Source organism: Bradyrhizobium sp. 44, assembly GCF_023073095.1.
Taxonomy (GTDB): domain Bacteria; phylum Pseudomonadota; class Alphaproteobacteria; order Rhizobiales; family Xanthobacteraceae; genus Bradyrhizobium.
In genome coordinates this window covers 137,193-155,383 of the sequence record NZ_JADPIY010000009.1, presented here as the reverse complement: position 1 = coordinate 155,383, position 18,191 = coordinate 137,193, and the positions used below count along the sequence as shown (strand labels likewise).

Below are 18,191 nucleotides of genomic sequence, written 5' to 3'. Positions count from 1 at the left end.
CGGGGCCCGTGAGCATGTCGACAATCGAACGTGTCATTCCCTTGGTCGGCCATCTGCCGCCCTCGATCCGCGAAGGGCTGGCGCGGCGCGTGCGCGAGCTCAGCGGTCTCGGCCTGATCGCATTGTCGGGCGTCGCCTCGGCGGCGCTGATGACCTGGTCGGTGCAGGATCCCAGCCTCAGCCACGCAACGTCGCGGCCGATCCGCAACATTCTCGGCTATGCCGGCGCGATCGGCGCCGACCTTGCGATGCAGATTCTCGGGCTCGGCGCGATCATGCTGGTCCTGACGGTCGCGGTCTGGGGCTGGCGCATGCTGACCCATCGCCCGTTCGACCGCGAGGCACTGCGGCTCGGCTCCTGGATTCTCTGCACGGTGATCGCGGCGGGCTTCGTCAGCTGCTGGCCACATGGCGGCGCCTGGCCGCTGCCGACCGGCCTCGGCGGCGTTGTCGGCGATGCGCTGGTTCGCGCGCCTGCGGTGATCTTCGGACCGCCAGGCATGATCTATCGCATGGTGCTCGGCACGATCCTGTTCGCCGCGATGGCGGCGACCTTCCTGATCGCCTGCGGCCTTGGCGCACGCGAGCATGACGACGAACTCGCGGAGATCGAGGACGAGGACAAGCCGCTCGACCAGGACGATGAGAGCGATCGCGGTTCGGTATCGCTGGGCTGGCTGTTCCACGCATTGATGAGCACGAAGGCGCGGCTGATCTGGTTGCTTGGCGCTGCCTACCGCTCGCTGGTCTCGAGCGGACCGAAGACCAAGGCCGTTGCATTCAGCCGCCAGGAGCCGAAGCTCGGTGGCGGCCGCGCCGCGCCGTCGATCTCGCCGCAGGCCCAGGACGAGGACTACGACGACGAGCACGAAGAGGTCGAGGAAGACGAGGAAGAGGAGGAGGAGCCCGCCGCCCGCGCGCCGCGCAAGAAGGCTGCGCCCAAGGCCGCTTCCAAGAAATCCTCCGACAAGTTCGAGCTTCCGTCCGTGTCGGTGCTGGCCGCGCCGAAGGCCGGCGATCGCCAGCCGCTCAGCAAGGCCGAGCTGGAAACCAATTCGCGCGCGCTCGAAGGCGTGCTGCAGGATTTCGGCGTCCGCGGCGAGATCGTGAAGGCCCATCCGGGTCCCGTGGTCACGCTGTACGAGCTGGAGCCGGCGCCGGGTATCAAGTCGTCGCGCGTGATCGGCCTTTCCGACGACATTGCACGTTCAATGAGCGCGCTGTCGGCGCGCGTCGCCGTCGTGCCCGGACGCAATGCCATCGGCATCGAGCTGCCGAACGCGCATCGCGAAAAGGTCTATCTGCGCGAGCTGCTGGTCGCCAAGGAGACCGTCGATTCGGTTGCGAAACTGCCGCTCTGCCTCGGCAAGACCATCGGCGGTGATCCCGTCATCATCGACCTCGCACGCACACCGCACATGCTGATCGCCGGTACCACCGGCTCCGGCAAGTCGGTCGCCATCAACACCATGATTCTCAGCCTGGTCTACCGGCTGCGTCCGGACCAGTGCCGCTTGATCATGGTCGATCCGAAGATGCTCGAACTCTCCGTCTATGACGGCATTCCCCATCTGCTGACGCCGGTCGTGACCGACCCGAAGAAGGCGGTGGTCGCGCTGAAATGGGCCGTGCGCGAGATGGAAGAGCGCTACAAGAACATGGCCAAGCTCGGTGTGCGCAACATCGACGGTTACAACACGCGCCTGCTCGAATTGAAGGCCAAGGGCGAAGAGCCGACGCGGACGGTGCACACCGGCTTCGACAAGGAAACCGGCAAGGCGATCTACGAGGAAGAGAAGCTCTCGCTCGACCCGCTGCCCTACATCGTCATCATCGTCGACGAAATGGCCGACCTGATGATGGTCGCCGGCAAGGACATCGAAGGCGCGGTGCAGCGCCTCGCGCAGATGGCGCGCGCCGCCGGCCTGCACGTGATCCTCGCGACACAGCGTCCGTCGGTCGACGTCATCACCGGCACCATCAAGGCGAACTTCCCGACCCGCATCGCCTTCCAGGTGACGTCCAAGATCGACAGCCGTACGATTCTCGGCGAGATGGGCGCCGAGCAACTCCTCGGCCAGGGCGACATGCTCTACATGGCCGGCGGCGGTCGCATCAGCCGCGTGCACGGACCTTTCGCGTCGGACGAGGAAGTCGAGAAGGTGGTGCGCCACCTCAAGACGCAGGGACAGCCGGAATATCTCGAAGCCGTCACAGCCGAAGAACCCAGCGAGGACGAGGACGGCGCGGTGTTCGACGCGTCCGCCATGGGCGCGGATGGCGGCGGCGATTTGTTCTCGCAAGCTGTTGCGATCGTCAAACGCGACCGCAAGGCCTCGACCAGCTACATCCAGCGTCGCCTGCAGATCGGCTATAACCGCGCCGCATCGCTGATGGAGCGCATGGAACTGGAGGGTATCGTCGGACCCGCCAACCACGCCGGCAAGCGCGAGATTCTGGTCGAGGAAGAAGACAGCCATATGTGAGGCGAACCGCCTCAAACCATCATTTCACGCAAAAACGTTATCTGCTTTCGGCCGAAATCACGCTAAAAGGGCGCCCAGCCACACAGGACGACGCGTTGATCAGACATCCGGACATTCGATTCGCTGCCATTGTCGCCGCGCGGAGCGCGCGCATGGCCGGCGTGATTCTCGTCACCGCCGCGATGGTGATCACGGCGTCGTTCGCGCAGACCGTTCCCGTGCCGAAGCCTGCGCCGAAGGGCCGCGATGGCGGTCCGGCCGGTGGAGGGCCCGCGGTCACCGGCGCGACCCAGACGCCGCCGAATCCGGTGATTCCGGATCCGCGCCGCAACGTGCCGAGCAGCATCTTCCAGACCTTTGATGCCAACCAGAAGGCCCAGGCCGCCAAGGTCAGCGCCTATTTGTCCTCATTGTCGACGCTGGTCGGGAATTTCGTCCAGGTCGGCCCCGACGGCAGCAAGACGCAAGGCGACTTCTACATCCAGAAGCCGGGCAAGGTGCGCTTCGAATATGACGCGCCGAGCCCGATCGACATCGTCGCCGACGGTTCGTCGCTGGTGGTGCGCGACCGCAAGCTCGCGACGCAGGACGTCTATCCGCTGTCGCAGACACCGCTGCGTTTCCTGCTGTCCGACCGCATCGACCTGATGAAGGACACCAACGTCGTCAACGTCTCGGCCGACGACGTCTTCGTCAGCGTCACCATCGAGGAGAAGCAGGCCCTGGTCGGCACCAGTCGCCTCCTGCTGATGTTCGGCGCCAAGGACGGTCAGTTGAAGCAGTGGACCGTCACCGACCCGCAGGGCTACGACACCACGATCGCGGTCTACAATCTCGACACGAGCAAGAAGCTCGATCCCGGCATGTTCAAGATCGATTTTACCAATTACGGCCCGTCGCCGGGCTGAGTGCCGTAGGGTGGGCAAAGGCGCACTTGCGCCGTGCCCACCATCTCTCATCCTCACGCCAGCTATGATGGGCACGCTTCCGCCTTCGCTCTTCGGGCTACGGCGGACAAGTCGCTTTGCCCACCTTACGAGACCTGTGGACACGCATTTGCGTGCGCCCAATCCGTGCTAAGACGCATCCCTCATGCGTTTTTCCCTGACAACCTGGAACATCAATTCGGTGCGGCTGCGCATCGATCTGGTCGCAAAATTTCTCAAGAGCGCGCGGCCGGACGTGCTGTGTCTCCAGGAGACCAAGTGCATCGACGACGCCTTTCCGCTGAAGCGCTTCAAGCGGCTCGGTTACGAGCATGTCGCGCTGAACGGGCAGAAGGGTTATCACGGCGTCGCCATCGTCTCGAAGATTCCGTTCGAGTCGAAGGATATCCGCACCTTCTGCGACAAGGTGGATTCACGCCACATCTCGGTATCGTTCGGCGAGAAGGCTGGGATCGCAAAACCGCTGGTGGTGCATAATTTCTACGTGCCGGCCGGCGGCGACATTCCCGATTCCGCGCTGAACGAGAAATTCGACCACAAGCTCCGCTTCCTCGACGAGATGAAGGCGTGCGAGCCGCTGCATCCGCGCGGCGAGGACCGCCACATCCTGGTCGGCGATCTCAACGTCGCCCCGCATGAGAACGACGTCTGGTCGCACAAGCAGCTTCTGAAGGTGGTATCGCACACGCCCATCGAAACCGAGAAGCTGCAAGCCGCGCTCGCCGCGGGCGATTGGGTCGACGTCGCGCGCGAGCGCATTCCGATGTCGGAGAAGGTCTACACGTGGTGGAGCTACCGCTCCGCCGATTGGACCGTCGGCGACCGCGGCCGCAGGCTCGACCACATCTGGGTCTCGCGCGCGCTGAAAGATGCGGTCAGTGATTTCAAGATTCTGCGCGAGGCGCGCAGCTGGGAGCGGCCGTCGGACCATGTGCCGGTTACGGTGACGCTGGATCTATGATCGTCGCCCTGGCGAAGGCCAGGGCCCATTACCACCAGTCTTCGTTGTTGCGCGAGGACGCCGGCAATCGCACCAGGCCGGAAACATTTGGATATGGGTCCTGGCTTTCGCCAGGACGACGTCAACTCGTCAGCTTCGCACCGGCCATCAATATATCGCTGGCGATCTGGCTGGAGCGCACCGCGAATTCATCGCGCAGACGAACGGCGGCGGCGGGGTCGCTTTCGAGCACGCGCTGAAACAGGCTGCGCGCGACGCGGATGACGGAGGCGTGCTCGATCGCGATCGCGCTCGACGGCCGCTTCATCGGCACGATCAGCGCGAGCTCGCCGATCAGCGCACCGGGACTCGCGATCATCTCCGCGCCGGCGCCGTCGTCGACCCGGAAGGCGCCGCGCTGGACCACGAAGCCGGCATCGGCATCGTCGCCGAGATTGAACAAGACGTCGCCGCGGACAAAGTCACGCTGCTCGGAGCCGATCGCCAGCATGCGCAAGGAAGCGTCTCCCAACAGGCGCAGTGTCGGGACACGCTCGAGAAGCGCTACATCGTCGTCGATTGACATTCAGGTCCGGGGCTCAAGGGCATGCAATCTAAAACGATTCGCACGCCCCAGAAGCGTATCACGGCACCAGCTTGTAGCCACCGGCTTCCGTGACCAGGATTTCCGGGTTGGCGGCGTCCTTCTCGATCTTCTGACGAAGCCGGTAGATGTGGGTTTCCAGCGTGTGGGTGGTGACGCCGGAATTGTAGCCCCAAACCTCCTGGAGGAGGGTCTCGCGCGAGACCGGCATCTGGCCGGCCCGGTAGAGGAAGCGGAGGATCGCGGTTTCCTTCTCCGTCAGCCGGACCTTGCGCGCGTTGGCGGCGGTCAGCATCTTGGAGCCGGGCCGGAAAGAGTAGGGGCCGACCGAGAACACCGCGTCCTCGCTGGCTTCGTGCTGCCGGAGCTGGGCGCGGATGCGCGCCAGCAGCACGGCGAAGCGGAAGGGTTTTGCGACATAATCGTTGGCGCCGGATTCCAGCCCCAAAATCGTGTCGGAATCGGTGTCATGTCCGGTGAGCATGATGATCGGAGCCTTGAACCCGCCCTTGCGCAATGAACGGACCACTTCGCGGCCATCCGTGTCGGGCAGGCCAACATCCATCAGGACGAGATCGGGGGCATTGGCCTTCGCGGCGCTCGCGCCCTTGGCGCCGGTATCGACCGCGGAGGCTTCAAATTCTTCGTGCAGCGACAATTGCTCCACCAACGTATCGCGCAGATCGGTATCGTCATCCACGATCAGGATCTTGCGGGCATTGGCCATAGGGGGTCATCCTTTTGGGGTCCGGCGCGGCGCGCATCCATGCTGCACCCAGCCGAGAGGGAAGTTTAGGGGTCGCAATTATTATTATTGTTCGTCTTGAACTAGTGGGCTGTTACCGATTCACAAGCCAGAACCACTCTAACCCAGAATAGCAGGCCGTTTTGATGAATGTCCTGTAATGAATTCGACATCGCACGTTCACATGAAAACTAAAGCTGCGTCAGCTAGTTACACCATGAACCGGAGCGCCGGGCCGCTCTCGGCGATCCGCGTTAAGGCTGCCGCCGGGAATCCGCGCCGAGGCTGGCTGACCGCGGGAGCGCTGACGATTCCGGTGGCGCTCGGACGCGGCGGCATTCTGGCGAACAAGCGCGAGGGCGATGGCGGCACCCCGAGGGGCAGCTTCCGTCCCAGGCGATTGTGGTGGCGGGGCGACCGGCACAGCCGCCCGCAGACCTTTCTGCCGGCCCGGATCATCACCGGCGAGGACGCCTGGTGCGAGGATCCCAAAGACCGTCATTACAATCAGGGGATCCGGCTCGGCGAGGGGCAGGGCGGTGACCGGCTCAAGCGGGCCGACCATCTCTATGACTTCATCATCGAAATCGACCACAACACGAGGCCGCGCGTCGCCGGCCGGGGCAGCGCGGTGTTCTTGCATCTCGCGCGCGACAATTTCGGCCCGACCGCAGGCTGCGTCTCGATGACCAAAGCGGCGATGCGACAATTGCTGCGGCGGCTGGGACCAAAAACAAAAATCATCCTCGGGTGAGGACACATGCTCGACAGGGATCAGATCGCCGCCGCATCGCGCGTCCTCATCAAACATTGGCGCGACGGCACCAAGCTTGACGCGCTGGAGCCACGGTTGCGGCCACAGAGCCGCGCCGAGGGTTATGCCGTGCAGGCAGCGCTCGGCGGGACCTTGTTCGGCTGGAAGATCGCGGCGACGAGCGAGTCCGGACAGAAGCACATCAATGTCGCGGGACCGCTGGCCGGCCGGATCATGAGCGACACCGTGATCGCCGATGGCGGCACCGCCTCGATGAAGGGCAACGCGATGCGCGTCGGCGAACCCGAGTTCGCTTTCCGCATGGGACGCGATCTGCCGCCGCGCGCGGCGCCGTATACTGTCGACGAGGTGCTCGCGGCCGTGGACAGCTTGCATCCTGCGATCGAGATTCCCGATTCGCGCTTTGCCGATTTCGCCGGCGCCGGCGAGGCGCAGCTGATCGCCGACAACGCCTGTGCGCATCTGTTCGTGCTGGGCGCAGCAACGCATGCGAACTGGCGCGCCATGGATCTCGCCGAGGAGCGGCCGCAGATCACGTTGCGTGGCCAGCGCTATCTCGGCCACGGCAAGAACGTGCTCGGCGATCCCCGCATTGCCCTGGTCTGGCTGGCCAACGAGCTGCGTGGCCTCGGCATCACCTTGCGGGCAGGGGAGGTGGTGACCACGGGCACGTGCCATCCGCCGCTACCGATCCAGGCGGGTGATCAGTTCACGGCGGATTTCGGCGTGCTGGGAACAGTGTCGGTGGGTTTCTCTTGAGCCGCCCCATACACCGCCGTCATTGCGAGCGCAGCGAAGCAATCCAGAGTCCCTCTGCGGAAAGATTCTGGATTGCTTCGCTGCGCTCGCAATGACGAATTCGAGAGTTCGTAGGGGGCCCTGCCAACAATGATGCTCTCACCGGTGCCCGAAGATCGCACTTCCCACGCGCACATGGGTGGCGCCGAGCATGATCGCGGTCGCATAATCCGCGCTCATGCCCATCGAGAGCTTCTTCAATCCATTGCGCGCGGCGATCTTGGCGGTCAGCGCGAAATGCGCCGCCGGCGGCTCGTCCACCGGGGGGATGCACATCAACCCCGAGATCGTCAGCCCGTAGGTGTCGCGGCAGCTCGCGATGAAAGCATCGGCCTCGCCGGGGGCGATGCCGGCCTTCTGCGGCTCCTCACCGATATTGATCTGGACGAACAATTCCGGGTGCTTGTTCTGGGATTCGATTTCCTTGGCTAACGCCTGGCAAATGCTCGGACGGTCGACCGAATGGATGGCATCGAACAGCGCGACCGCCTCTTTCGCCTTGTTGGATTGCAGCGGCCCGATCAGATGCAGCGCGATATCGGGGTAAACAGAAGTTAACGCCGGCCACTTGCCTTTGGCCTCCTGCACGCGGTTCTCGCCGAATACGCGCTGTCCGGCGTCGATCACCGGGGTAATTGCATCCGCGGCGAAAGTTTTCGACACCGCGATCAGCGTCACGGAGCCACGTTCGCGCCGCGCATCCTTGCAGGCGCGCGCGATTTCGGCTTCGACCGCGGCGAGCGCGTTTGGTGAATGGCCGGTTAGCGGCGCGGCGTTGGCTTCGGTCATGATGTCGCATCGGAGCTGATTGTTGCGGAGCTAGTTCTAATTTTACCGAGTTCAAGAAAGAGTTTTTGAACCCTTTGCTTTACCTTAGCCGCGGGGTGGGCAGCGAAGATGGCAAACGTCAGTTTCAACCGCAAACGAGCGAAACTCAAGCAGGTTCTCGGAATCCGGGCGCGGCTTGCGTTGCTCGCGGTAATTCTGGTGACGCCTTTGATGTTCGAGCGCATCCGCTCGCTCGAAGACACGCGCACGCGGCAGATCGCGCAGGCCACGACCGAATTCACCACCGTTGCAAGGCACAGCGCCGATGCGCAGCGCGAGGTGATCTCGTCGGTCGAGACCATCCTGAAATCGGAAGCTTTCATCCGCGCCTCCGCCGGCGGCATCAGCAAGAGCTGCGACGTCCTGCGCGCGAGCCTGCCGTCGAACCTCCCCTGGATCCGTACGCTTCTGATCGCCGGCCAGGACGGACGCATCCAGTGCGCCACCAACAACATGTATGTCGGCCTCGACCTCAGTGACCGGCCGTACTTCCAGCAGGCGCAGGAAACCGGCCGCTTCGTGCTGAGTGACTTCATCCTGTCGCGCCCCGTGCCGACACCGACCGTCATGGCGGTTTACCCGGTATCCGCCTTCAGCGGCGTAGCAGATGCCGTCGTGCTCGCCACCGTCAACCTCGACTGGATGTCGAAGGTCATGAGCAATCTGGGTGGTCGCGCCGGCATCACGGCCGTGCTGGTCGACAGCGCGGGTACCGTGCTGGCCGCACCGGCCGACCAGCACAGCGCGATCGGACGTCCGCTCGACAACATGCCGCTGATGTCCGCGATCGCCGACAAGGCGCTGAGGTCTGACCAGGACGAAGGCTCACTCACTTTCCTCGCAGCCGACGGCTCCCGCCGCGCGGTCAGCTTTATCCGCATCGCCGGGACCAATGCCCGCCTGATCGCCAGCATCGACGAGGACAAGGTGTCCGCCGCCGTGAGCCGCGACATCCGCACCGCCTATCTTCAGCTCGCTTTCGTCGTGCTGTTCGTGCTGCTCGGGGCACTGATCGCAGCCGAGAAACTGGTGATCAAGCCGATCAGGATGCTCGCCGACATGGCCAAGCGTCTGGGCGAGGGCGATCTGTCGGCGCGTGCCGCGCGCAATCGCCTGCCGTCCGAATTCGTGCCGCTGGCCCGCGCGTTCAACGCGATGGCCGCGCAGCTCAGCCAGCGCGAACGCGAGCTGATGGCGAGCAATGACCGACTCACGGTGATGGCCTCGATCGACATGTTGTCGGGGCTTGCCAACCGCCGCGGCTTCCAGAGCCGCCTCGATTTCGAATGGATGCGCGCGCAGCAATATGGCAGTGACCTCGCGCTTCTGATGATCGACGTCGACCATTTCAAGCTGTTCAACGACACCTATGGCCATCTCGAAGGCGATTCCTGCCTGACCAGGCTGGGCGAATCGCTGTCAGGCATCGCCGCCGACACGATGGGCTTCGCGGCCCGCTACGGCGGCGAGGAATTCTGCCTGTTGCTGCCGAACACCGACGTGGCGCGCGCCGTCGAAATCGGCGAACAGGCGCGCGCGGCCGTGCTGAAGCTGTGCCTGCCGCACATCACCTCCGACCACATGATCGTCACCGTCTCGATCGGCGTTGCCGCGACCAAGCCCAACGAGAGCTTGCGTCCGGGCGATTTGATCGAAGCCGCCGACGCCGCGCTCTACGCCGCCAAGCACCGCGGTCGCAACAACGTCGTCGAACACGGCATCACGGTGATCGACAACGGCGCGGCGGAAATGATGATGGCGGGTTGAGGGCTAACCCGGAGCCCCCGGTGCGATCGAGTTCGCTCTCGGTGACCACGCGATTGCGGCCGCTGTTCTTGGCGAGATAGAGCGCGCGATCGCAGCGCTCGATGAAATCGGTGATCGCTTCGCCGGGCCGGTACTGCGCAACACCGATCGATACGCTGATATGGGGCAGGACCTCGCCGGTCGACCGGCGCGTGATCCTGCATTCCGCAATCGCGTGCCTGATGCGCTCGGCGATCTCGGCGCAGGCGGCGAGATCGGCATCCGGCAACACCGCGATCAGCTCCTCGCCGCCATAGCGGGCCGATAGGTCCTGCTCGCGGACCTTTTCGCGCAGCACCTTGGCCATCAGGCGCAGCACTTGGTCGCCGACGCCGTGGCCGAAACTATCGTTGAAGGTCTTGAAGTGGTCGATGTCGAGCATCAGCATGCCGAGCGGCTCGCCCCAGTCCGCAGTCGCCTGCGCCTTGTGCAGGAATTCATCGAGCGCCCGGCGGTTGGCGAGGCCTGTGAGCGTATCGGTCCGGGCACGCTCCTCGGATTTGGAAAGAGAGGCGCGGATCACGTCGAGCTCGCGGGTCTTTTCCGTAAAGCCTGCCTCGAGCCGCGTCGCGCGGGTGGCGGCGCGTCCCAGCTCGTTCATGAGCTGGGCGACCAGCGTTTTGGGATCGACACCGGCCTTGCCCTGGTCCGCGACCTCGTTGATCGCCTGCATCTGGGAGTGATTGTCGGCAATCGCAGTTGCAAGAAAATCCTTCGCCGCGCCCATAAGGGTGTGGAGCCGCTCGGACGTGTCGACGACGATAGCACTCACCTGGGGCGCGACGTAGGTCTCGAACAGATCCTGATTGGTCCTGACGTCGAAGGGTCGATTGTGATCGATCAGGAGATCGATCGCGTTGCGCAGATCGTCATGGCTTCCCGCGAAATACTGGAACCAGACAGCGAAATTGGCCGGCGTGGCAGGGATCCGCTGTTCGGCCATGCTCCGCATCGCCCGTTCGGCAACGGACGCGGCATAGTCGTAATCGGGATCGTCGAAGCTGGCGTCCATCACAAGTCTTGAGAATTCTGGTTGGCCGCAAACTCGCATCGACCCCTTAATCACGCCCCAACGCAGCCTCAGTAGTTATGCGGTGCAGCGCCGAAGCTTCCCAAATTGCGGCAACCCATTGACCCCTTGAGGACTTCTATGGCCTAGTCCGCCGTCTTTAGACGGCCAAATCCACGAAAACCCAACGATTCCATGACCTCCGAACGCTACAACGCCCGCGACGCCGAACCGCGCTGGCAAGCCGCCTGGGACCAACAGGCGATCTTCGTCTCCAGGAACGACGATCCGCGGCCGAAATATTATGTGCTTGAGATGTTCCCCTACCCGTCGGGGCGCATCCATATCGGCCATGTCCGCAATTACACGCTTGGCGACGTACTGGCCCGCTTCATGCGCGCCAAGGGTTTCAACGTGCTGCACCCGATGGGCTGGGACGCTTTCGGCCTGCCGGCCGAGAACGCCGCGATCGAGCGCAAGGTGGCGCCGAAGGCCTGGACCTACGACAACATCGCCGCGATGAAGAAGCAGCTCCGCTCGATCGGGCTGTCGCTGGACTGGAGCCGCGAGATCGCGACCTGCGATCCCAGCTACTACAAGCACCAGCAGAAGCTGTTTCTGGACTTCCTGCGCGAAGGCCTCGCCGAGCGCGAAAAGCGCAAGGTGAACTGGGACCCCGTCGACATGACCGTGCTCGCCAACGAGCAGGTGATCGACGGCAAAGGCTGGCGTTCGGGTGCCGTTGTCGAGCAACGGGAAATGAACCAGTGGGTCTTCAAGATCACGAAGTACTCGCAGGAGCTGCTGTCGGCCCTGGATACGCTGGATCGCTGGCCCGACAAGGTGCGGCTGATGCAGCGCAACTGGATCGGCCGGTCCGAGGGGCTGTTGATCCGCTTCGCGCTCGACGCGGCGACGACGCCGTCCGGCGAGAGCGAGCTGAAGATTTTCACGACGCGCCCCGACACGCTGTTCGGCGCGAAGTTCATGGCGATCTCGGCCGATCATCCGCTGGCGCAGGCGGCCGCTGCAAAGAATCCGAAGCTTGCCGAGTTCATCGGCGAGATCAAGCGGATGGGCACGGCGCAGGAGATCATCGACACCGCCGAGAAGCAGGGATTCGATACCGGCATCCGCGCAGTCCACCCGTTCGATCCGAGCTGGAAGCTGCCGGTCTATGTCGCCAACTTCGTGCTGATGGAATACGGCACCGGTGCCATCTTCGGCTGCCCCGCTCACGACCAGCGCGACCTCGACTTCGTCAACAAGTACGCTCTCGGCAACACGCCGGTGGTGTGCCCCGAAGGCCAGGATCCCAAGAGCTTTGTCATCACCGATACCGCCTATGACGGTGACGGCCGCATGATCAATTCGCGCTTCCTCGACGGCATGACCATCGATCAGGCCAAGGACGAGGTGGCGAAGCGTCTCGAGACCGAGCTGCGCGGCAACGCGCCGGTCGGCGAGCGTCAGGTCAATTTCCGCCTGCGCGACTGGGGCATTTCACGCCAGCGTTATTGGGGCTGTCCGATCCCCGTCATCCACTGTCCGAAGTGCGACGTGGTGCCGGTGCCGGATGCCGACCTCCCCGTGGTGCTGCCGGAGGATGTGAGCTTCGACAAGCCAGGCAACGCGCTCGATCATCACCCGACCTGGAAGCACGTCACCTGTCCGCAATGCGGTGGCAAGGCGCAGCGTGAAACCGACACCATGGACACTTTCGTGGATTCGTCCTGGTACTTTGCGCGCTTCACCGATCCCTGGAACGAGAACGCGCCGACGACGCCAGAGGTCGCCAACCGGATGCTGCCGGTCGACCAGTATATCGGCGGCGTCGAGCACGCGATCCTGCATCTGCTCTACAGCCGCTTCTTCACGCGCGCGATGAAGGCGACCGGGCACATCGCACTGGACGAGCCGTTCGCTGGCATGTTCACGCAGGGCATGGTGGTGCACGAGACCTACCAGAAGGCCGACGGCACTTTCGTCCAGCCGGTCGAGGTGAAGGTCGAGACCGGCGCCAATGGCCGCCGCGCGACGCTGCTGACGTCAGGCGAAGACATCCAGATCGGCCCGATCGAGAAGATGTCGAAGTCGAAGAAGAACACGGTCGACCCCGACGACATCATCGAAACCTACGGCGCCGACGTCGCGCGCTGGTTCATGCTGTCGGATTCCCCGCCCGAGCGGGACGTGATCTGGAGCGATGAGCGCGTCCAGGGCGCCTCGCGCTTCGTGCAGCGGCTGTGGCGGCTGGTGAACGATTCCGTGGAACCCGGCAAGAGTGCGCCGGCGGCCCGGCCCGCCAGCTTCGGCCCGGACGCCATCGCCTTGCGCAAGGCCGCCCATGGCGCGCTGGACAAGGTCACCACCGGAATCGAGCGGCTGCACTTCAACGTCTGCCTCGCCCATATCCGCGAATTCAGCAATGCGTTCGCGGAGGTCTTGCAGCGTCCCGGCCAGCCGGCTCCAGATTTGGCCTGGACGATCCGGGAGGCCAGCCAGATCCTGGTCCAGCTGTTCTCCCCGATGATGCCGCATCTGGCCGAGGAGTGTTGGCAGGTTCTCGGCCACAGCGGGCTGGTTTCCGAGGCCGATTGGCCCCAAATCGAACGCGATTTGCTGGTTGAAGACAGTGTGACCCTGGTGGTTCAGGTCAACGGCAAGAAGCGGGGCGAGGTCACAGTTGCAACAGCGGCCGAGAATCCGGAAATCGAGGCTGCCGTTTTGGCCCTCGATGCGGTAAAACTGGCCTTGGACGGCAAGCCCGTCCGCAAGGTGATTATCGTCCCCAAGAGGATCGTGAATGTTGTCGGCTAGGATCCGCATCGCAGCCCGCTTGCTGGCGGTCGCCGCACTGGCGGCCATGACGGCCGGCTGCTTCCACCCGATGTATGCCGAGCACACCGACGGCACGCCCGGCCTGCGCGAGAAGCTGATGGGGGTCGATCTGCCCCCGATCGCCAAGTCCAATGCCTCGCGCGAAGCCCGCGTCGGCGTCGAGGTCCGCAACGCGCTGGCCTTCAGGCTCTATGGCACCGCCACCGGCATGCCGCCGACCCACCGCCTGGAGATCCGCTTCTCGAGCGGCAAGTCGTCGTTGATCGTCGACCCCAACACCGGCCTGCCGAGCAGTGAAAACTACGGCCTCGACGCCCAGTACAATCTGATCGAGGTCGTCAGCGGCAAATCGGTGATGACCGGCACCACCTTCTCCCGCGTGACCTACGACATGCCCGGCTCCTATCAGCGTTTCAGCCGCAACCGCGCGGTACGTGATGCCGAGGATCGTGCCGCCAACGAGATCGCCGAGAACATCACGACTCGCCTCGCCTCGTTCTTCACCGCGGGCACTTAATTCATCCCGTCATCCCGGTTCGCCCGGACTGACGAATCCCCAGGCACCATGGTCGCGCTGCGCGGAAAAGAGATCGACGCCTATCTCGCCCGCCCCGATGCGGGCCGTCCGATCATCCTGCTCTACGGTCCTGACGCCGGACTGGTCCGCGAACGCGCGGATGCGCTGATCGCCTCGGCTGTCGACGATCCCAACGATCCGTTCTCGCTGGTCAAGGTCGATGGCGACGAGCTCTCCGCCGAGCCGTCGCGCCTCGTCGACGAGGCCATGACGGTGCCGCTGTTCGGCGGCCGCCGCGCCATCCGCGTGCGCGCCGGCTCGCGCAGCTTTGCCAGCGCTATCGACACCCTGGCGGAGATGGGCGTCAGGGATTGCCGCATCGTGATCGAGGCCGGTGAGCTGCGCCCGGAATCGCCGCTGCGCAAGGCCTGCGAACGCGCCAAGACGGCCGTCGCGATCGCTTGCTATCCCGATACCGAGCGCGACCTCGCCAAGCTGATGGAAGACGAGCTCCGCATCGCCAATTTGCGCATCGCGCAGGACGCCCGCGCGGCGCTGATGTCGTTCCTCGGCGGCGACCGGCAGGCCTCGCGCAACGAGCTGCGCAAGCTCACGCTCTATGCCCACGGCAAGGGCGAGATCACGCTGGATGACGTGATGGCCGTGGTCGCCGATGCGTCGGAGCTGAAACTCGATCCGATCGTCGATGGCGCCTTCGCCGGGCGGCCCGAGATCGTCGAGAACGAGTTTGCCAAAGCCATGATCGCCGGCACCTACCCCGGCGTGATCATCTCCGCGGCGCAGCGCCAGGCGGCGTGGCTGCACAAATCGGCGCTCGCGATCGCCGACGGCACCCCCGCTTCCGCCGTGCTCGACAGCGGTTATCCGCGCCTGCATTTTTCGCGAAAGCCCGCGGTCGAAACCGCACTGCGTAATTTCAGCGTGGCGCGGCTCGCCGTCATCATCGAGCAGCTCGCGACCGCCGCGCTCGACACCCGCAAGCAATCCACCCTCGCCGCCGCCATCGCCCAGCGCACGCTGATGGCGATCGCCGCAAACGCGAAGCGGCGGGGCTGAGCTTCCCGCTCTGTCCGCTCGTCATTGCGAGGAGCCCTTGCGACGAAGCAATCCAGAATCTCTCCGCGGAAAGATACTGGATTGCTTCGCTGCGCTCGCAATGACGTGTGGATCGGCATGAGGTCCTGGCTTTCGCCAGGACGACACCAAGCGGCTACAGCGCGCCCTTCGCCAGCCGCCGCATCACCTCGTCGAGCTGATCGAGGTTGCGGTAGTTGATCTGCACGGAGCCACCGGGGTCGCGGTGGCTCACCGTGACCTTGAGCCCGAGCGCGTCGCTGACGCGCTTCTCGAGGTCGACCGTGTCGGGGTCCTTTTCCTTCGCCCCCGTGCGCGCCTTCTGCGGCTTGCGCTCCGGCACACCCTCTTCATGCGCCAGCGCCTCGGTCTGGCGGACGTTGAGGCCTTCGTCGACGATGCGCTTGGCAGCCGCGAGCGGATCAGGCACGCCGATCAGCGCGCGGGCATGACCTGCGGTCAGCTCGCCGCTCGTGATCAAGCCCTGCACCTCGGCTGGAAGCTTCGTCAGCCGCATCATGTTGGCGATGTGGCTGCGGCTCTTGCCGACGACTTTGGCAATGTCGTCCTGGCTGCGTTTGAACTCATTGGCGAGCGCGTGATAGCCGAGCGCCTCTTCCATCGGGTTGAGGTCTTCGCGCTGCACGTTCTCGACGATCGCGAACTCCAGCGCATCGCTGTCGCTGATGTCGACGGGAACGATCGGCACTTCGTGCAGGCCGGCCATTTGCGACGCGCGCCAGCGCCGCTCGCCGGCGATGATCTCGAAGCGGTCCTGCGCCCCCTTCACCGGGCGGACCACGATCGGCTGGATCACGCCGTGCTGCTTGATCGAATCGCTGAGCTCCCTGAGCTCGCCTTCCGAAAAGGTGCGGCGCGGGTTGCGCGGATTGGGCTTGATGAACTCGATCGGCACCTTGCGTTGCGCGCGCGGGCGATCGACATGCTGAGCCTCGCCGCCGACGTCACCGATCAGACTCGCAAGACCCCGGCCCAGTCGCGAACGCGCTTCGTCGGCCATCGCCAGCTCCCTTGGATTCACGGTGCAGCACTCCAGAACTGAATTGTCGTAGGGTGGGCAAAGCGAAGCGTGCCCACCAGTTAGTCATGTGCGGAAGATGGTGAGCACAGCGAAGACGCCTTTGCCCACCCTACAGCACCTCTAATGCGTCGTCCGCAGCTCGCGCTCGCGCTGGATCACTTCGGTGGCGAGCCGCAAGTAAGCTTCGCTGCCGACGCATTTGAGATCGTAGACCAGCACCGGCTTGCCGTAGGACGGCGCCTCCGAGATGCGCACGTTGCGCGGGATCATGGTCTTGTAGACCTTCTCGCCCATGAACTGCCGGACGTCGGCCACGACCTGGTTCGAGAGATTGTTGCGCGAGTCGAACATGGTCAGCACGATGCCGTGGATCGACAGGTTCGGATTGAGCGTCGAGCGCACCTGCTCCACCGTCTGGAGCAATTGCGACAGACCTTCGAGCGCGAAGAACTCGCACTGCAGCGGCACCAGGATCGCGTCGGAAGCCGCCATCGCGTTCACGGTGATCAGATTGAGCGAGGGCGGACAGTCGATCAGCACGTAGGTGTAATCGGCGTCGGGCGAGACGTTGTTGTTGAGCGCGCTGATCGCGTCACGCAGCTTGTACGCACGACCTGGCGTGGTGCCGAGCTCGAGCTCGAGGCCGGAGAGATCCATGGTCGAGGGCGCGATATGCAGCCGCGGCACTGCCGTCGACACCACCGCTTCCCGCAGGCTCGCCTCGCCTACCAGAACGTCATAGGTCGAGCAGGAGCGGTTGCGGCGATCAATGCCGAGGCCGGTCGAGGCGTTGCCCTGCGGATCGAGATCGACGATCAGGACACGTTCGCCGATCGCAGCGAGCGCCGTGCCGAGATTGATCGCGGTGGTTGTCTTTCCCACACCGCCCTTCTGATTCGCCAGCGCCAGGATGCGCGGATGGCCCTGCGGGACGGCGGCGGTCTGTTCTTGCTGCGGTTCGTCAATCACGCTCATCGCAAATTCCCCACTCGGCCCCTGACGCCTCACCCGCGCCGTTCGACGGAAGCCAGCTCGACGATCCAACCGTCGCCTGTACGGCTCTGGTGGAGCTGCAGCTGAATATTCCAATATTTAGTAGCTTCGGTCAATTCGGACTCTACATCTTGCCCTTTGAGAAACAACGCTTTTGCGCCCTGGCGCATCAGCGGCTCCGCAAAGCCGATGAGTTGATGTAGCGGAGCCAGTGCACGCGCGGTGACGCAATCGACCGGGCCGGTGATTCTATCCACATTATCCCCGATCTCAGCGAGATGTACGACTCCCGGAGATGTAGTGACGCGGATGGCTTCGCGCAGGAAGGCTGCCTTCTTGGCGATTCGCTCGACCAGATGGACGCTCGTCCCGGCCGTCCCCGCCATGGCGCAGGCCAGGACGACGCCCGGAAAGCCGCCGCCGCTGCCGAGGTCGGCCCAGCGTTTGGCCGAGGGGGCGAGAGCGACGAGCTGAAGCGAATCGGCGATGTGCCGGGTCCAGAGATGCGGCAATGTCGAGGGCGCGACGAGGTTGGTCTTGGCCTGCCACTCCCGCAGCAGCGCGATGTAGCGATCGAGCCGGAGCTCCGTTTCATGTGAAACGGGTGCGAGCTTGAGTGCCGCAACCCTGTCGGCCGCGATGACGGCGTCCAACGATCGATCGTTGGCGCTGGCCTTGTCGATCTTCGGTCTGGTCGGCGCCGGTTCGGAGCGACGACCCGCGCCCTCGCCCGCCGGAGGTTTTCCTGATGACGATCTGCCGCCG

Annotated in this window: 16 protein-coding genes; 9 read left to right on the top strand and 7 right to left on the bottom strand. The window is 64.3% G+C overall.

Annotated features, from left to right (window positions below):
- Positions 1–8: 8 nt before the first annotated feature.
- The 3 genes from IVB41_RS08815 to xth all read left to right on the top strand — a co-directional run bounded on the left by IVB41_RS08815 (position 9) and on the right by xth (position 4,394).
- On the top strand, positions 9–2,486 hold the full coding sequence (locus IVB41_RS08815) for a DNA translocase FtsK (RefSeq protein ID WP_247429626.1): 2,478 nt from the start codon (positions 9–11) through the stop codon (positions 2,484–2,486).
- 152 nt (positions 2,487–2,638) lie between these two features.
- Positions 2,639–3,394: an outer membrane lipoprotein carrier protein LolA gene (locus IVB41_RS08810; protein ID WP_027566264.1), complete on the top strand. Its 756-nt coding sequence runs from the start codon at positions 2,639–2,641 to the stop codon at positions 3,392–3,394.
- Between the two features lie 184 nt (positions 3,395–3,578).
- Positions 3,579–4,394: an exodeoxyribonuclease III gene (gene xth, locus IVB41_RS08805; RefSeq protein WP_247357350.1), complete on the top strand. Its 816-nt coding sequence runs from the start codon at positions 3,579–3,581 to the stop codon at positions 4,392–4,394.
- Positions 4,395–4,515: 121 nt separating this feature from the next.
- Here the strand turns inward: xth and IVB41_RS08800 are convergent, their stop codons facing one another.
- Positions 4,516–4,959: a cyclic nucleotide-binding domain-containing protein gene (locus tag IVB41_RS08800; RefSeq protein WP_007598631.1), complete on the bottom strand. Its 444-nt coding sequence runs from the start codon at positions 4,957–4,959 to the stop codon at positions 4,516–4,518.
- A 58-nt stretch (positions 4,960–5,017) separates the two neighbouring features.
- On the bottom strand, positions 5,018–5,704 hold the full coding sequence (locus IVB41_RS08795; RefSeq protein WP_007598630.1) for a response regulator transcription factor: 687 nt from the start codon (positions 5,702–5,704) through the stop codon (positions 5,018–5,020).
- 235 nt (positions 5,705–5,939) lie between these two features.
- Here IVB41_RS08795 and IVB41_RS08790 point away from each other — a divergent pair, with 235 nt between their 5' ends.
- Together IVB41_RS08790 and IVB41_RS08785 are read left to right on the top strand one after the other, a co-directional pair.
- Positions 5,940–6,476, top strand: coding sequence for a L,D-transpeptidase (locus IVB41_RS08790; RefSeq protein ID WP_247429622.1), 537 nt, complete (start codon positions 5,940–5,942; stop codon positions 6,474–6,476).
- Positions 6,477–6,482: 6 nt separating this feature from the next.
- On the top strand, positions 6,483–7,256 hold the full coding sequence (locus tag IVB41_RS08785; protein WP_247429618.1) for a 2-keto-4-pentenoate hydratase: 774 nt from the start codon (positions 6,483–6,485) through the stop codon (positions 7,254–7,256).
- A 138-nt stretch (positions 7,257–7,394) separates the two neighbouring features.
- On the opposite strand, the gene IVB41_RS08780 is transcribed toward IVB41_RS08785, so the two are convergent.
- Entirely contained in the window at positions 7,395–8,084 is a 690-nt protein-coding gene (locus tag IVB41_RS08780; RefSeq protein ID WP_007604086.1) for a YggS family pyridoxal phosphate-dependent enzyme, read from the bottom strand.
- 108 nt (positions 8,085–8,192) lie between these two features.
- On the opposite strand from IVB41_RS08780, the gene IVB41_RS08775 reads away from it, so the two are divergent.
- Positions 8,193–9,890, top strand: coding sequence for a diguanylate cyclase domain-containing protein (locus tag IVB41_RS08775; protein WP_247429615.1), 1,698 nt, complete (start codon positions 8,193–8,195; stop codon positions 9,888–9,890).
- Here the strand turns inward: IVB41_RS08775 and IVB41_RS08770 are convergent.
- Positions 9,844–10,941 carry a GGDEF domain-containing protein gene (locus IVB41_RS08770; RefSeq protein ID WP_247429590.1) on the bottom strand — a complete coding sequence of 366 codons (1,098 nt, stop codon included), beginning with the start codon at positions 10,939–10,941 and terminating at the stop codon, positions 9,844–9,846. The two genes, IVB41_RS08775 and IVB41_RS08770, sit on opposite strands and share 47 nt — an antisense overlap.
- A gap of 192 nt (positions 10,942–11,133) precedes the next feature.
- On the opposite strand from IVB41_RS08770, the gene leuS reads away from it, so the two are divergent.
- From leuS to holA, 3 genes are read left to right on the top strand one after another with little or no spacing between them, the layout of a single operon-like run.
- Positions 11,134–13,758, top strand: coding sequence for a leucine--tRNA ligase (gene leuS, locus IVB41_RS08765; RefSeq protein WP_247429587.1), 2,625 nt, complete (start codon positions 11,134–11,136; stop codon positions 13,756–13,758).
- On the top strand, positions 13,745–14,296 hold the full coding sequence (lptE, locus tag IVB41_RS08760; RefSeq protein WP_247285029.1) for an LPS assembly lipoprotein LptE: 552 nt from the start codon (positions 13,745–13,747) through the stop codon (positions 14,294–14,296). Before leuS ends, lptE begins: the two co-directional genes overlap by 14 nt.
- Positions 14,297–14,344: 48 nt before the next feature.
- Positions 14,345–15,373 (top strand): DNA polymerase III subunit delta, encoded by a 1,029-nt coding sequence (gene holA, locus IVB41_RS08755; RefSeq protein WP_027566255.1) that lies wholly within the window; start codon positions 14,345–14,347, stop codon positions 15,371–15,373.
- 154 nt (positions 15,374–15,527) lie between these two features.
- Here holA and IVB41_RS08750 read toward each other — a convergent pair whose 3' ends face one another.
- From IVB41_RS08750 to rsmG, 3 genes are all read right to left on the bottom strand, one after another.
- On the bottom strand, positions 15,528–16,412 hold the full coding sequence (locus tag IVB41_RS08750; RefSeq protein WP_247357357.1) for a ParB/RepB/Spo0J family partition protein: 885 nt from the start codon (positions 16,410–16,412) through the stop codon (positions 15,528–15,530).
- A 141-nt stretch (positions 16,413–16,553) separates the two neighbouring features.
- On the bottom strand, positions 16,554–17,408 hold the full coding sequence (locus IVB41_RS08745; protein WP_007598621.1) for a ParA family protein: 855 nt from the start codon (positions 17,406–17,408) through the stop codon (positions 16,554–16,556).
- A gap of 29 nt (positions 17,409–17,437) precedes the next feature.
- Entirely contained in the window at positions 17,438–18,079 is a 642-nt protein-coding gene (gene rsmG, locus IVB41_RS08740; protein WP_247429584.1) for a 16S rRNA (guanine(527)-N(7))-methyltransferase RsmG, read from the bottom strand.
- Between the last annotated feature and the right edge of the window lie 112 nt (positions 18,080–18,191).